Origin of the sequence: Streptomyces sp. NPDC001985 (assembly GCF_040296845.1) — a bacterium.
Taxonomy (GTDB): Bacteria; Actinomycetota; Actinomycetes; order Streptomycetales; family Streptomycetaceae; genus Streptomyces.
On record NZ_JBEOYB010000016.1, the window covers coordinates 41,723 to 57,218 of the forward strand.

Consider the following 15,496-nt stretch of genomic DNA (forward strand, 5'->3'; position numbering starts at 1 on the left):
CACCGAGGTACCAGGCCGTGACCCCCGCACCTCCCGCCGCACCGGCCGTCACTGTGGTCGGCATCGGAGCCGACGGATGGGCCGGCCTCCCCGACGCCTCCCGCGCGGCGCTCACCGGGGCGCAGGTGCTGATCGGGGGCGCGCGCCAGCTCGCCCTGCTCCCCGCCGGCTGCGCGGGCGAACGGGTCCCCTGGCCCTCGCCCCTGCGCCCCGCCGTGCCCGCGCTGCTCGCCGCGCACGCCGGCCGCGGGATCGCCGTCCTGGCCAGTGGCGACCCCATGCACCACGGCATCGGCCGCGCGCTGAGCGAGATCCTCGGCCCCGGGGCCCTGCGCGTGCTGCCGCATCCCTCGTCCGTCTCGCTGGCCGCCGCCCGGCTGGGCTGGCCGCTGGAGGAGACCACCACCGTCTCGCTCGTCGGCCGCCCCGCCGCCCGGCTGGCGGCGGCCCTGCACGACGGCCGCCGGCTGCTGGTGCTCAGCGCGGGCGCCGACACCCCGGCGCTGGTCGCGGCCCGGCTGGTGTCGGACGGCTTCGGGCCCAGCCGGATGCGGGTGCTGGAGCAGCTCGGCGGCCCGGCGGAACGTATCAGCGAGGGCACCGCCGAGGAGTGGCCGCACCCGCCGGGGGACCCGCTCAACCTCGTCGCCGTGGAGTGCCGCCGGGCCCCGGACGCCCTGCGGCTGGGTGCCGTGCCGGGGCTGCCCGACGCGGCCTTCGCCCACGACGGCCAGCTCACCAAGCGCCATGTCCGCGCCGCGACCCTCGGCGCGCTCGCGCCCGCCCCCGGCGAACTGCTGTGGGACATCGGCGGCGGCTCGGGGTCCATCGCGGTCGAGTGGATGCGTACGCACCCCTCCTGCCGGGCCGTCTCGGTCGAGCGCGACCCGGCGCGCGCCGCCCGCATCACCGCCAACGCCGACCGGCTCGGCGTCCCCGGCCTGCGCGTCGTCACCGGCGCGGCCCCCGCCGCGACGGCCGGGCTGCCCGTCCCCGACGCGGTCTTCATCGGCGGCGGCCTCACCGCCCCCGGGCTCCTCGACACCTGCTGGGAGGCGCTGCCGCCCGGGGGACGCCTGGTCGCCAACACCGTGACGCTGGAGTCCGAGGCGCTGCTCGCGGACCGCTACCGCCGGTACGGGGGCGAACTGGTGCGGCTCGCGGTGGCGCACGCGGTGCCCGTCGGCGGTTTCACCGGCTGGCGGCAGGCGATGCCGGTCACCCAGTGGGCGGTCGTGAAGGCCCCCGGGCACGCACCAACGGACGCAGGAGACGACAGATGACCGTGTACTTCATCGGGGCGGGCCCCGGCGCCGCCGACCTGATCACCGTCCGGGGCGCCCGGACGCTCGCCGCCTGCCGGGTCTGTCTGTACGCCGGCAGCCTGGTCCCGCGCGAACTGCTCGACGAGTGCCCGCCGGACGCCCGTCTCGTGGACACCGCCCACCTCACCCTCGACGAGATCACCGCCGAACTGGTCCGCGCCCACGAGGCCGGCCTCGACGTGGCCCGGCTGCACTCCGGCGACCCGTCCGTCTTCAGCGCCGTCGCCGAGCAGATGCGCCGGCTCGACGCGGCCGGGGTGCCGTACGAGGTGGTGCCCGGCGTGCCCGCCTTCGCCGCCGCCGCCGCTGCCCTCAAGCGGGAGCTGACCGTGCCCACCGTCGGCCAGACGGTCATCCTCACCCGGATCGCCCACCGCGCCACGGCGATGCCCGACGGCGAGGATCTCGCCACCCTGGGCCGCAGCGGCGCCCTGATCGTGCTCCACCTGGCCGCGCGTTACGCCGACCGGGTCGTGGACGAGCTGCTGCCCCACTACGGCGCGGACTGCCCGGCCGCCGTGGTCGCCTTCGCCAGCCGCCCCGACGAACTGATTCTGCGCGGGACGCTCGACGACATCGCCGGGCAGGTGAGGGAGGCGGGGGTCATCAGGACCGCGGTCATCATTGTCGGCCGCACGCTGGGGGCCGAGGGGTTCCGCGACAGCCACCTGTACTCCCCGGAACGCCCCCGCCACACCTGCTGACGCCACCCCCGGCTCCTCGGGCGCCGGTGCCGCACCACTCCAGCCTCTCCGGCGTTGAGGAGCGGGGGTTCGGGGGCTGGCCCCCGACCGTGGCCCGCGGGGTGCGGGTCTCCTGTGGCGCGGGGTCCGTCCTCAATCGCCGGACGGGCTGGGTTTGCTCGGGCTACCCCGTGGCGTGGGGGCCGTCCTCAAGCTGCCCCGGAGCTGCCTCGGGGAGGTGCCCCCGGACGGGCTGGGTTTGCGCGGGTTGCCCGTGGCGCGGGGGCGGGGGTCGTCCTCAAGTGCCCGGGGCGACGGGCCCCGGGCAAGGGGGAGGCTCACCCCTTGGGGGCGCTGCGCCCCACCACCACCCCCGCCCGGTCCACACAGATCACATCCACCACCACCGGCGCCCCGCGCAACACCCCCAGCGCCTCGTCCCGCGCCGCCAGCGCCACCAGATCACCGAGCGGAACCCCCGCGTCCGCGCAGAGCCGGAGCGCCGCTAGCCCGGTGTTCGCGGCGGCGATCTCCGCCGCCAGCCCGGGGCCCGCCCCGCCGCGCCGGGCCAGGGCCGCCAGAAACCCCTTGTCGACCTGGGAGCGGGCGGAGTGCAGATCCAGGTGTCCGGCGGCCAGCTTCGACAGCTTGGCGAAGCCCCCGCAGACCGTGAGCCGGGGCACCGGATGACGGCGTACGTACTTGAGCACCGCGCCCGCGAAGTCCCCCATGTCCAGCAGGGCGTCCTCCGGCAGCCCGTACTCGCCCACCACCGTCCTCTCCGAGGTCGAACCGGTGCACGCCGCCACATGGGTGTGTCCGGCCGCCAGCGCCACATCGACGCCGCGCCGGATCGAGTCGATCCACGCCGAGCAGGAGTACGGCACGACCACCCCGGTCGTCCCCAGGATCGACAGCCCGCCCAGGATGCCCAGCCGGGGGTTCCAGGTCGAGCGGGCGATCTCCTCGCCGTGGTCGACGGAGACCGTGATCTCCACATCGCCGCCCGCGCGGTGCCGCTCCGCGACCCGGGCGATGTGCTCCCGCATCAGCTGCCGGGGCACCGGGTTGATCGCGGGTTCCCCGACCTCCAGCGGCAGCCCCGGTTTGGTGACCGTCCCCACCCCCGCGCCGGCCCGGAACACCACCCCGGAGCCCGGCGGCAGCGCCCGTACCGTCGCGCGCACCAGCGCGCCGTGGGTGACGTCCGGATCGTCCCCCGCGTCCTTGACGACCCCCGCCATGGCCCGTCCGCCGGGCGTCAGCTCCTCCACCGCCAGCGCGAAGGCCGGGGTCTGCCCCTTGGGCAGGGTGATCGTCACCGGGTCGGGGAAGCTCCCGGTCAGCAGCGCGGTGTACGCGGCCGTGGCCGCCGCCGTCGCGCAGGCGCCGGTCGTCCACCCGGGCCGCAGCCCGGTGTGCTTGAGTTGAGCACTCCGTCCGCCCTCCGCCGCCCCGGCGCCGTCCGTCCCGCCGTCCCGCGCCTCACTCATGAAGGGGTCCGTACTCCGTGCACGTACTGATACTCGGCGGGACCACCGAGGCCCGCCGGCTGGCCGGGCTGCTCCACGGCACCCCGGGGCTCCGCGTCACCAGCTCGCTGGCGGGCCGCGTGGCCACCCCCCGGCTGCCGGTGGGCGAGGTCCGGATCGGCGGTTTCGGGGGAGCGGGAGGGCTCGCGGAATGGCTGCGGGAGCACGGCGTACAGCTCCTCATCGACGCCACCCATCCCTTCGCCCGCACCATCGGTTTCCACGCGGCCGAGGCCGCCGCCATCGCCCATGTTCCCCTGCTCGCGCTGCGGCGGCCCGGCTGGGTCCCCGACGAAACCGCCGGTGGGAGCGCGGACGGCGGGACGGCGGGGGCCTCATCCGGCGGGCTCTGGCATCTCGCGGACTCCCTGGAGGAGGCCGCCGGCCTGCTTCCCGCCCTCGGGCGGCGGGTCTTTCTGACCACCGGGCGCATGGGGCTCGGGGCCTTCGCGGGCTGCGACGGCCTCTGGTTCCTCGTACGCTCCGTCGACCCTCCGGAAGGGCCGCGTCCGGCGCGGATGGAGGTGCTGCTCGACCGGGGTCCGTTCACCCTGGAGGGGGAGCGCGAGCTGCTCGCCCGGCACCGCCCGGACGTGCTGGTGACCAAGGACAGCGGGGGAGCGGCCACCGCGCCCAAGCTCACCGCCGCCCGGGAGGCGGGGATGCCGGTGGTCGTCGTCCGCCGCCCGCCCGTCCCGGCCGGGGTCCCCGTGGTGCCGGACCCCGAGGGGGCGGCCCGCTGGGTCCTGGCGCACCTGGCCGGGTGAACGGCGGACCCCGGTCACTTCTCCGGGTACCGCCTGGGCGTCCAGACGATCCGCTCGCCGTCGCCGTCGCCGCGCCGCGCGGTCCGGGTCTGCGACGACCCGATCAGCAGGATGGTCCGCATATCCACCTCGGCCGGGTCCAGCTCGCCCAGCGGCACCGTCCGCACGCTCTCCTCCGGGCCGCCGACATCGCGCCCGACCACCACCGGGGTGTCCGGTGACCGGAACTCCAGCAGCAGCTCGCGGGCCTTGCCCACCTGCCAGTTCCGGCTGCGCGAGCCCGGGTTGTACAGGGCCAGGACCAGGTCCGCCGCCGCGGCGGCGCGCAGCCGTCCGGCGATGACCTCCCACGGCTTGAGCCGGTCGGAGAGCGAGATCGTGGCGTAGTCGTGGCCGAGAGGGGCGCCCGCTGCGGCGGCGGCGGCGTTCGCCGCGGTCACCCCGGGCAGCACCCGCACCGGCACCTCGGCGTACTCCGGCCGGGCCGCGGCCTCCAGCACCGCCGTCGCCATCGCGAAGACCCCCGGGTCCCCGCCGGACACCACCGCCACCCGCCGGCCGCGCCGCGCCAGATCGAGCGCGAACTCGGCGCGCTCCGCCTCGACCTTGTTGTCCGAGCCGTGCCGCCGCTGGCCGCTCCGCTCCGGCACCCGGTCCAGATAGGTCGTGTAGCCCACCAGGTCGTCGGCCCCGGCGAGCGCGCCCCGCGACTGCGGGGTCAGCCACAGCGGCCCGGCGGGACCGGTGCCGACGACGACGACCTCGCCCCGCTCCCGTACCGGAGGCGCGGCGTCCACCCGGCTCGGCAGCACGGCCACCGAGAAGTACGGGACCGAGTCCGGGTCCACCCCGGCCAGCTCGGCGGTGCGCTCCCCGGCCATGGTCGCGCGCTCCACGTAACGGGCGTCGTCGAGCCGGCCCGCGCGCTCCAGCGCCCGGCGCACCTTCGGGAACGTGCGCCCCAGCTTCATCACGACCGCCGAGTCGGTGGCGGCCAGCCGGGCCGTCAGCTCCTCCTCGGGCAGCGTGCCCGGGAGGATCGTCAGCACCTCCCCGGCCTCCGCGAGCGGGGCCCCGAGCCGGGCCGCCGCCGCGCTCACCGAGGTGACACCCGGGACGACCTCGGTGTCGTAGCGGCCCGCGAGCCGCTTGTGCATATGCATGTACGAGCCGTAGAAGAGCGGGTCGCCCTCCGCGAGCACCGCGACCGTGCGGCCCGCGTCGAGATGGACGGCGAGCCGGGCCGCGGCCTCGGTGTAGAACTCCTCCATCGCGCCCCGGTAGCCGCCCGGGTGGTCGGTGGTCTCGGTGGTGACCGGGTAGACCAGTGCCTCCTCGATGTGGTCGGCGCGGATGTGGCGCTCGGCGATGGAGCGGGCGATGGAGCGCCCGTGCCGGGCGCTGTGGTACGCGATCACATCGGCCGCGGCGATGATCTCCACGGCGCGCAGGGTCATCAGCGACGGGTCGCCGGGGCCGAGTCCGACTCCGTACAGCCGGCCGGGGGTGGTGCCGCTCATTCTTCCTCGCTCGCGATCGCGTTCAGGGCGGCGGCCGCCATGGCGCTGCCACCGCGCCGCCCCCGGACGACCAGGTGGTCGAGGCCGAGCGGGTGCCCGGCGAGGGCGTCCTTGGACTCGGCGGCGCCGATGAAGCCTACGGGGACGCCGATGACGGCGGCCGGGCGAGGGGCGCCTTCGGCGATCATCTCCAGGAGGCGGAAGAGGGCGGTGGGGGCGTTGCCGACGGCGACGACCGCGCCGTCGAGGCGGTCGCGCCACAGCTCCAGGGCGGCGGCGCTGCGGGTCGTGCCCAACTCGGCGGCGAGGGCGGGGACGGAGGGGTCGGAGAGGGTGCAGACCACGTCGTTGCCGGCGGGCAGGCGCTTGCGGGTCACCCCGCTGGCGACCATCGCCACATCGCAGAGGATGGGCGCCCCGGCCCGCAGCGCGGCCCGGGCCCGGGCCACCACCAGCGGGCTGTAGGAGAGATCGCGCACGAGGTCGACCATCCCGCAGGCGTGGATCATCCGGACGGCGACCTGGCTGATGTCGGCGGGGAGGGCGGAGAGGTCGGCTTCCGCGCGGATGGTGGCAAAGGACTGGCGGTAGATGGACGCGCCGTCCTTCTCGTAGTCGAACACTTCGCTCTCGCCGCTCTCGCTCATGGGTCGGGTGTTTCTGCCACCGCCATGGTGGCGGTCCCTTCCGCGCGCCACGCGAGGGGGGTGCCCCTCACGCCCGGGGACCACCCCGGGCCCCCGCGCCTCAATCGCCGGCGGGGCTGGGGTTGCTCAGGTCGCCGGCGGGGCTGGGTGTGGTGCTTGGCCCGGGCCGGTGCATCCCGGCCCGCCCGTCGCGTGAGAACGGCCCCCGCGCCAGGGGAGCCCCGCATGCTGCGGGCCGCGGTCGGGGGCCTGCCCCCGAGCCCCCGCGCCTCAATCGCCGGCGGGGCTGGGGGTTGCTCAGGTCGCCGGCGGGGCTGGGTGTGGTGCCTGCCCCGGGCCAGTGTTTTCCAGCCCGTCCGGGGGCAGCTCCGGGGGAGCTTGAGGGCGGACCGCGCGCCACGGGCTGCCCGAGCATTGTCAGCCCGTCCGGCGTTTGAGGACGGACCCTGTGCGACGGGAGATCCGCGCCATCCCAGCCTGTCCGGGGGCAGCTCCCGGGGCAGCTCCCGGGGGCAGCTCCGGGGGAGCTTGAGGGCGGACCGCGCGCCACGGGCTGCCTGAGCATTGTCAGCCCGTCCGGCGTTTGAGGACGGACCCTGTGCGACGGGAGATCCGCGCCATCCCAGCCTGTCCGGGGGCAGCTCCCGGGGGCAGCTCCGGGGGAGCTTGAGGGCGGACCGCGCGCCACGGGCTGCCCGAGCAATGTCAGCCCGTCCGGCGTTTGAGGACGGACCCTGTGCGACGGGAGACCCGCGCAATCCCAGCCCGTCCGGCGTTTGAGGACGGACCCCGCGCCACGGGAGACCCGCATCCTGCGGGCCGCAGCCGCGGGCCAGACCCCCATGCCACCAGGACCCCGCACGGTGCGAGCCCCCGAGGGGCCGGGCGGTACGGGCGGCCGGTGGGGATCAGGGGGCCGTGGCGCGGGCCCTTTCCACGGCCGTGGGGAGATCGCGCCGCCCCACCGCGGCCGCCACCCCCCTGACCCCCACCCGATAACCCCCCACCCCCGCCACCACATCCACGTGATCCGCGGCTGGCCGCCCACAGCGCCGCTCGCAGCCCGACCAGTACACGGGCAGCCCGCCCCCGGCCGGCCCCCGCACCGCCTCCACCGCCGCCACCGCCTCCCCCGCGTCCCCCCGCACATCCGCCAGCGACTTCGCGCACCCGGGCCGCCCGATGCAGGCCCCCACCCCCACCCAGGGCGAGGCGGGGTCGGTGACCAGGCCGGACGCCGCCAGGTCCGCGAGGCGCCCGGGCGCCCGGCCCCCGGCGACCCCGGGGACGACCACCCCGCGCCACGGCGTCAGCCGCAGCTCCCCGGAGCCGTCCGCGCGGGCGCACCCGGCCAGCAGCTCCCACTGCGCGGCACTGATCCGGCCCAACGGGGCGAGCACCGACAGCGCTGCCCGCCCGTCCACCGCGCCCGGGACCACCCCGGGCGCGGGCCCCCCGCCGCCCCCGGGAGCCGCGCCCCGTTCCCGTACCGCCTCCACGCCCTCCGCCGCCAGCCGCCTCCCCACCTCGGCCGCCAGCTCCCCCACCGGCCCAGGGAGGTCGCTCATCCGCCACGCCGCGCCCCGCGCCGCGTCGAGGAAGGACTCCGCCGCCAGCAGCGCGCCCCGGGCCGCCGCGCCGCCCGGCAGCCGCAGCACCCCGTCCGCGAGGCCCCCCGCCCCCAGGCGCAGCAGCGCCCCGCCCCCGGCCACCGCCGTGAGCGTCACATCGGCGCCGAGCGCCGCCACATCCCCGCGCCCGTCGTCCAGCGCGAACAGGAACCGCCCCGACAGCCCGCGCGCCGCGCCGCTCGCGCACAGCAGCGCGTCCAGCTCCGTCAGCCAGGGCCGCACATCGGCCGCGCCCCGCCCGTCCAGCCCCGACAACGGGGAGGCGACGACATTGCGCACCCGCTCGTGCGCGAACGAGGGCAGCAGCCCGGCGGCGTCGAGCAGCGCGGCGAGTTCGCGCCCGCACCCCTCTCCGACTCCGCGCAGCTGCACATTCCCCCGGGACGTGAGATGCAGCACTCCGTCGCCGAGCCGGGAGGCCGCCTCGCCCAGCGCGTCCGCCTGCCGGTCCGTCAGTACGCCCCCGGGCACTCGGACACGGGCGAGCGCCCCGTCGTCCGCCGGGTGCAGCCGCAGGGCGCCCGGGCAGGCGTCGTCGCCCTCCCGGGCGGTGCGTTCCAGGGGGCCCCGTTGGGGGGCGGGGGCCGTCGACATGGCCGCGAGCATACCGATAATCACGCAAATCGTATGTCCCACACGGAATGCGTGACCCTTACGATACGGAGGAGCGGATCACCCGGTCCGTCATCGCCGGCGACGGCGACAGGGGAGGAAGCCCGGTGCGATTCCGGCGCGGTCCCGCCACTGTGAGCCCGGCCCACCAGGTCGGGCGAGTCAGGAACTCCCGCCGTCCGACACCGCCCGGGGCGCGGAAACCCCGAGGAAGGCCAGACGCCGCATGCATCAGTCCGCCGGGGGGACCGGGGAGCCCACCCCCGCCCCGTACGCCCCCGAGATCCTCCTCCTGTCGACGTCCGACACCGATCTGCTCAGCGCCCGGGCCGCCGCCGGCCCGGTGCCGTACCGTTTCGCCAACCCCTCCCGGCTCCCCCTGGAGGACCTCCCCGCGCTGCTCGACGGCGCGGGCCTCGTCGTCGTGCGCCTGCTCGGCGGGATACGCGCCTGGCAGGACGGGCTCGACCAGCTCCTCGCCAGCGGCCTCCCGGTGGTCGTCCTCACCGGTGAGCAGGCCCCCGACGCCCAGTTGATGGAGGCGTCCACGGTCCCCGTCGGCCTCGCCGCCGAGGCCCACGCCTATCTCGCCCACGGCGGCCCGGCCAACCTGGAACAGCTCGCCCGCTTCCTCTCCGACACCGTGCTCCTCACCGGCCACGGCTTCGAACCCCCCGCCCCCGCCCCCACCTGGGGCCCCCTGGAGCGCACCGCCCGGCAGGGCGGGGACGGCGCCCCCACGGTCGCCGTCCTCTACTACCGCGCCCACCACATGAGCGGGAACACCGCCTTCATCGACGCCCTCTGCTCGGCCGTCGAGGACGCGGGCGCGCGCGCCCTGCCGCTGTACGTCGCCTCCCTGCGGGCCCCCGAGCCCGAGCTGATCGAGGCCCTGCGCCCGGTCGACGCGATCGTCACCACCGTGCTCGCGGCCGGCGGCACCCGCCCGGCCGAGGCGTCGGCGGGCGGCGACGACGAGTCCTGGGACGCGGGCGCCCTCACCGGCCTCGACGTCCCCATCCTCCAGGCGCTCTGCCTGACCGGCTCGCGCACCGCCTGGGAGGAGAACGACGAGGGCGTCTCCCCGCTGGACGCCGCCAGCCAGATCGCCGTCCCCGAGTTCGACGGCCGGCTGATCACCGTCCCGTTCTCCTTCAAGGAGATCGACGAGGACGGGCTGCCCGCCTATGTCGCCGACCCCGAGCGCGCCGCCCGCGTCGCGGGCATCGCCGTGCGCCACGCCCGGCTGCGCCACATCCCCGCCGGGGAGAAGCGGATCGCGCTGGTGCTCTCCGCGTACCCGACCAAGCACTCCCGCATCGGCAACGCCGTCGGTCTCGACACCCCCGCCAGCGCCGTCGCCCTGCTGCGCCGGCTGCGCGCCGAGGGGTACGACTTCGGGCCGGAGGAGGAGATTCCGGGACTGGTCTCCGGCGACGGCGACGAGCTGATCCGGGCCCTGATCGAGGCGGGCGGCCACGACCGGGAGTGGCTCACCGACGAGCAGCTCGCCCGCAACCCCGTCCGCATCCCCGCCGCCGACTACCGGCGCTGGTACGCGGGCCTGCCGGCCGCCCTGCGCGAACAGGTCGAGGAGCACTGGGGCCCGCCGCCCGGCGAGATGTTCGTCGACCGCGGCGCCAACCCCGAGGGCGACATCGTCCTCGCGGCCCTGCGCCGGGGCAATCTGCTCATCCTCATCCAGCCGCCGCGCGGCTTCGGCGAGAACCCGATCGCGATCTACCACGACCCCGATCTGCCGCCCTCGCACCACTACCTCGCCGCCTACCGCTGGATAGCCGCCGGCCGCGCGGACGGCGGCTTCGGCGCCGACGCGATGATCCACCTCGGCAAGCACGGCAACCTGGAGTGGCTGCCCGGCAAGAACGCCGGCCTCTCCGCCGCCTGCGGCCCCGACGCCGCGCTCGGCGACCTCCCGCTGGTCTACCCCTTCCTCGTCAACGACCCCGGCGAGGGCACCCAGGCCAAGCGCCGGGTCCACGCCACCCTCATCGACCACCTGGTGCCGCCGATGGCGCGGGCGGACTCCTACGGCGACATCGCCCGGCTGGAACAGTTGCTGGACGAGTACGCCCAGATCTCCGCCATGGACCCGGCGAAGCTCCCCGCTATCCGCGCCCAGATCTGGACCCTGATCCAGGCCGCGAAGCTCGACCACGACCTGGGTCTGGAGGACCGGCCCGAGGACGACGGCTTCGACGACTTCCTGCTCCACGTCGACGGCTGGCTCTGCGAGATCAAGGACGCCCAGATCCGCGACGGCCTGCACGTCCTGGGCGCGGCGCCCGCCGGCGCCGACCGGGTCAACCTCGTGCTCGCGATCCTGCGCGCCCGCCAGATCTGGGGCGGCACGACGGCGCTGCGGGGCCTGCGCGAGGCGCTGGGCCTCGACGAGTCGGCCGCCACCCGCACCACCGCCGACGAGGCGGAGGAGCGGGCCCGCGCCCTGGTCCAGGCGATGGACGACGCGGGCTGGGACCCCGCCGCCGTCCCGGCGGACCAGAGCGGGGAGATCCGCGACATCCTCCTCTTCGCGGCCCGCGAGGTCGTGCCGCGCCTCGCCGCCACCACCGCCGAGCTGGACCACACCGTCCACGCCCTCAACGGGGGCTTCGTCCCGGCCGGCCCCTCCGGCTCCCCGTTGCGCGGTCTGGTCAACGTCCTGCCGACCGGCCGCAACTTCTACTCCGTCGACCCCAAGGCCGTCCCCTCCCGGCTCGCCTGGGAGACCGGCCAGGCGCTGGCGGACTCCCTCCTGGAGCGCTACCGCACCGACAACGGGGAGTGGCCCACCTCCGTCGGCCTCTCCCTGTGGGGCACGAGCGCGATGCGCACGGCCGGCGACGACGTCGCCGAGGCGCTCGCCCTGCTGGGCGTCCGCCCGGTCTGGGACGACGCCTCCCGCCGGGTCACCGGTCTGGAGGCCGTCCCGCTCGCCGAGCTGGGCCGCCCCCGGGTCGATGTCACCCTGCGGATCTCCGGCTTCTTCCGGGACGCCTTCCCGCACACCATCGGGCTGCTGGACGACGCCGTACGGCTGGCCGCCCGTCTGGAGGAGCCCGCCGAGTCCAACTACGTCCGCGCCCACACCCGGGCCGACCTGGCCGAGCACGGCGACGAGCGGCGCGCCACCACCCGTATCTTCGGCTCCCGCCCCGGCACCTACGGCGCGGGGCTGCTCCAGCTCATCGACTCCCGCGACTGGCGCACCGACGCCGATCTGGCGGAGGTGTACACGGTGTGGGGCGGCTACGCGTACGGCCGTGAGCTGGACGGCAGGCCCGCGCGGAGCGAGATGGAGACCGCGTACAAGCGCATCGCGGTGGCCGCCAAGAACACGGACACCCGCGAGCACGACATCGCGGACTCGGACGACTACTTCCAGTACCACGGGGGCATGGTCGCCACGGTGCGCGCGCTGCGGGGCACCGCCCCGGAGGCGTACATCGGCGACTCCACCCGCCCGGAGACGGTCCGCACCCGCACCCTGGTGGAGGAGACCTCCCGGGTCTTCCGGGCCCGGGTGGTCAACCCCAAGTGGATCGAGGCGATGCGCCGCCACGGCTACAAGGGCGCCTTCGAGCTGGCCGCGACCGTGGACTACCTCTTCGGCTACGACGCCACGACCGGCGTGATCGCGGACTGGATGTACGACAAGCTCACCCAGACCTACGTCCTGGACCCGGAGAACCGGGCCTTCCTCCAGGAGGCGAATCCCTGGGCCCTGCACGGCATCGCCGAACGGCTCCTGGAGGCGGAGTCGCGGGGGATGTGGGCCAAGCCCGACCCGGCGGTGCTCGAAGCGCTGCGGCAGGTCTATCTGGAGACCGAGGGCGATCTGGAGGCCGGCGCCGACGACTGACCGGCCCCGCCGCGGCAGGACCCCGGATTCGGTACGGGGTCCTGTCGCGGCGCCGCGCGGTCCTCGGCCGTACCGGGCTCTGTCGGGGCGCCGGGTCCTGCCGCGGCGCCGGGTCCTGTCAGTGCCGGGCAGTACGATTCCTGCTGTGATTACCGGTGAGCTGAAGAGCAAGGTGGACCGCGTCTGGGACGCGTTCTGGTCGGGTGGTATCTCCAACCCCGTCGAGGTCATGGAGCAGATCACCTACCTGCTGTTCATCCGCCGCCTCGACGAGCTCCAGACCACGAAGGACAGCCTCGCCCGGCGCGGCATCGAGCCCGACAGCAGCCCGTTCTTCGACACCGGGCAGCAGGCGTACCGCTGGAAGAACTTCAAGGACATCGACCCGGCGGAGATGTTCGCCACGGTCGCCGATGGCGTCTTCCCCTACCTGCGCACCCTGGGCGGCGAGGGCTCCACCTACTCGCACCACATGAAGGACGCCCGCTTCACCATCCCCACGCCCAATCTGCTCGCCCGGGTGGTCCTGCTGCTGGGGGACATCCCCATGCACGACAAGGACACCAACGGCGATCTCTACGAGTACATGCTCGGCAAGATCGCCACAGCGGGGCAGAACGGCCAGTTCCGCACCCCCCGGCACATCATCCAGCTGATGGTCGAGATGACCGAGCCCAACCTCCGGGACACCATCTGCGACCCGGCCTGCGGCACGGCCGGCTATCTCGTCGGCGCCGCTGAGTACGTCAAGCACCAGCACGAGGACGCCCTGCTCGACGCGCGGCTGCTGCACCACTTCAACCACGACATGTTCCACGGCTTCGACTTCGACTCGACCATGCTGCGCATCGGCTCCATGAACATGCTGATGCACGATGTCGAGAGCCCGGACATCCGCTACCGCGACTCCCTCTCCCAGAGCGCGGGCGAGGAGACCGACCGGTACTCCCTGATCCTCGCCAACCCGCCCTTCGCGGGCAGCCTGGACTACGAGACCACCGCATCCGACCTGCGCAAGGCCGTCAAGACCAAGAAGACCGAGCTGCTCTTCCTCGCGCTCTTCCTCAAGCTGCTCAAGCCGGGCGGCCGGGCCGCGGTGATCGTCCCCGACGGAGTCCTCTTCGGCTCCACCAACGCCCACCGGGAGCTGCGCCGCACCCTGGTCGAGGAGCAGAAGCTCGACGCGGTCGTCAAACTCCCCTCCGGCGTCTTCAAGCCGTACGCGGGCGTCTCCACCGCGATCCTCCTCTTCACCAAGACCGACTCCGGCGGCACCGACGACGTCTGGTTCTACGACGTCCAGGCCGACGGCTACAGCCTCGACGACAAGCGGACCCCGCTCCTCGCCGACGACCGGCTCGGCGTCCGCGCCACGGATCTCGGCGCCGACGGGCACCGCCGGAACAACCTCCCGGACGTCCTCGCCCGCTGGCGCCGCCGCGAGGGCGACGAGCGGGCCCGCGCCCGCACCGAGCAGAGCTTCTGCGTCCCCCGCGCCGACATCGTCGCCCAGGGGTACGACCTCTCCCTCAACCGCTACCGCGAAGTGGTCCACGCGGAGGTCGTGACCAGGCCCCCGCTGGAGCTGCTGACCGGCCTGGAGCGGCTCAACAAGGAGATCGAGGCGGGCACCGCGAGGCTCAAGGAGATGCTGTCGTGAGCGCGGGCGGCTGGCCCGGTGTGCCCCTCGGCGAGCTCTGCGACATCTCCATCGGGCGTACGCCCCCCCGGGCCGAGCGGCGCTACTGGGGCGGCGATCTGCCCTGGCTCTCCATTGCCGACATGAACGACGGCCGCGACCTCTCCCGCACCAAGGAGGGGGTCACCGCCCTGGCAGCCGAGGGCCCGGCGGGCCGGCTGGTCGCCCCCGGCACCCTGCTGCTGAGCTTCAAGCTCAGCGTCGGCAAGGTGGGGTTCGCCCGCGTCCCGATGTACACCAACGAGGCCATCGCCGCACTCCCGGTCAAGGACGCCTCCCGGGTCCACGGCGACTTCCTCTACTGGGCCCTGCGCTGCGCCGACCTGCTGCGGGAGGCGGACGACGCCGCCATGGGCAAGAACCTCAACAAGAAGAAGCTCGCCGCCTTCGAGGTGCCGCTGCCGCCCCTCGCCGAGCAGCGGTACATCGCCGCCCTGCTGGACGAGGCGGAGGCGCTGCGGGCCGCGCGCCGGGAGGCCATCGCGCTCCTCGGCGAGCTGCCCGGCTCCGTCTTCCTCGACCTCTTCGGCGACCCGGTGGGAAACCCGAAGGGGTTCCCGCAGCACGCGCTGACGGAGGTCTGCCACAGCCACAGCGGGGGTACGCCCTCCAAGTCCGTCCCCTCCCACTGGGAGGGGGACCTCCCGTGGTTCAGCGCCAAGGACATGAAGAGGCCCGATCTCTTCACCTCCCGCGACACCATCAGCCCCGAGGTCCCCGAGCTGACCGCGCTGCGGCTGCTGCCGGCGGACACCGTCGCGATCGTGGTGCGCGGCATGATCCTGGCGCACTCCTTCCCCGTCTGTGTGCTCAGGGTCCCCGCCACGGTCAACCAGGACCTCAAGGCACTCATCCCCAAGGGCGCCGGAGCCGGTCTCGACCCGCAGTTCCTCGCCCACTGCCTGCGCGCGCAGAAGGCCCACGCCCTGAGCCAGGTCTCCCAGGCCGCGCACGGCACCACCCGGCTCGACGGGGACGGGCTCGCCCGGCTCAAGGTGCTGCTGCCGCCACCGGGGCTCCAGCGGGAGTTCGCCCGCAGGGTCGCCGGGATCGAGGCCGAACGGAAGATCCACGAGGAGCAGCTCACCGCGCTCGATGACCTCTTCATCTCGCTCCAGCACCGTGCCTTCGCCGGCGCCCTCCTGGAGCCGACTGCCTAGCACGACCACGGGGGGAACCACCGACATGTCAGCGGAA

General features: G+C 75.0%; 10 protein-coding genes and 1 riboswitch. Of the genes, 6 read left to right on the forward strand and 4 right to left on the reverse strand.

Annotated elements, in window-relative coordinates:
* Positions 1-17: 17 nt before the first annotated feature.
* Together cbiE and cobM are read left to right on the forward strand one after the other, a co-directional pair.
* Positions 18-1,283, forward strand: a complete 1,266-nt coding sequence (gene cbiE, locus ABT122_RS09790) for a precorrin-6y C5,15-methyltransferase (decarboxylating) subunit CbiE (protein WP_351548017.1) — start codon at positions 18-20, stop codon at positions 1,281-1,283.
* Positions 1,280-2,029, forward strand: a complete 750-nt coding sequence (cobM, locus tag ABT122_RS09795; protein WP_351548020.1) for a precorrin-4 C(11)-methyltransferase — start codon at positions 1,280-1,282, stop codon at positions 2,027-2,029. The genes cbiE and cobM overlap by 4 nt, the downstream gene beginning before the upstream one ends.
* Positions 2,030-2,346: 317 nt before the next feature.
* On the opposite strand, the gene ABT122_RS09800 is transcribed toward cobM, so the two are convergent.
* Positions 2,347-3,501, reverse strand: a complete 1,155-nt coding sequence (locus ABT122_RS09800) for a cobalt-precorrin-5B (C(1))-methyltransferase (protein ID WP_351548023.1) — start codon at positions 3,499-3,501, stop codon at positions 2,347-2,349.
* A 17-nt stretch (positions 3,502-3,518) separates the two neighbouring features.
* Here ABT122_RS09800 and ABT122_RS09805 point away from each other — a divergent pair, with 17 nt between their 5' ends.
* On the forward strand, positions 3,519-4,307 hold the full coding sequence (locus ABT122_RS09805) for a cobalt-precorrin-6A reductase (RefSeq protein WP_351548024.1): 789 nt from the start codon (positions 3,519-3,521) through the stop codon (positions 4,305-4,307).
* A 14-nt stretch (positions 4,308-4,321) separates the two neighbouring features.
* On the opposite strand, the gene ABT122_RS09810 is transcribed toward ABT122_RS09805, so the two are convergent.
* The 3 genes from ABT122_RS09810 to cobG all read right to left on the reverse strand — a co-directional run bounded on the left by ABT122_RS09810 (position 4,322) and on the right by cobG (position 8,699).
* Positions 4,322-5,827 (reverse strand): precorrin-2 C(20)-methyltransferase, encoded by a 1,506-nt coding sequence (locus tag ABT122_RS09810; RefSeq protein ID WP_351548027.1) that lies wholly within the window; start codon positions 5,825-5,827, stop codon positions 4,322-4,324.
* Positions 5,824-6,450 (reverse strand): precorrin-8X methylmutase, encoded by a 627-nt coding sequence (locus tag ABT122_RS09815; protein ID WP_351548171.1) that lies wholly within the window; start codon positions 6,448-6,450, stop codon positions 5,824-5,826. Before ABT122_RS09815 ends, ABT122_RS09810 begins: the two co-directional genes overlap by 4 nt.
* 932 nt (positions 6,451-7,382) lie before the next feature.
* Complete coding sequence (gene cobG, locus ABT122_RS09820; RefSeq protein WP_351548030.1) at positions 7,383-8,699, reverse strand: precorrin-3B synthase; 1,317 nt, start codon at positions 8,697-8,699, stop codon at positions 7,383-7,385.
* Between the two features lie 93 nt (positions 8,700-8,792).
* A riboswitch (cobalamin riboswitch) is annotated at positions 8,793-8,889 on the forward strand.
* Between the two features lie 54 nt (positions 8,890-8,943).
* Between cobG and cobN the strand changes: the two genes are divergently transcribed.
* The 3 genes from cobN (at position 8,944) to ABT122_RS09835 (ending at position 15,459) form a co-directional block, all read left to right on the forward strand.
* Positions 8,944-12,600 (forward strand): cobaltochelatase subunit CobN, encoded by a 3,657-nt coding sequence (cobN, locus tag ABT122_RS09825; protein WP_351548033.1) that lies wholly within the window; start codon positions 8,944-8,946, stop codon positions 12,598-12,600.
* A gap of 145 nt (positions 12,601-12,745) precedes the next feature.
* Entirely contained in the window at positions 12,746-14,260 is a 1,515-nt protein-coding gene (locus ABT122_RS09830; protein ID WP_351548036.1) for a type I restriction-modification system subunit M, read from the forward strand.
* Positions 14,257-15,459 carry a restriction endonuclease subunit S gene (locus ABT122_RS09835; RefSeq protein WP_351548039.1) on the forward strand — a complete coding sequence of 401 codons (1,203 nt, stop codon included), beginning with the start codon at positions 14,257-14,259 and terminating at the stop codon, positions 15,457-15,459. Before ABT122_RS09830 ends, ABT122_RS09835 begins: the two co-directional genes overlap by 4 nt.
* The last annotated feature ends 37 nt before the right edge of the window (positions 15,460-15,496 follow it).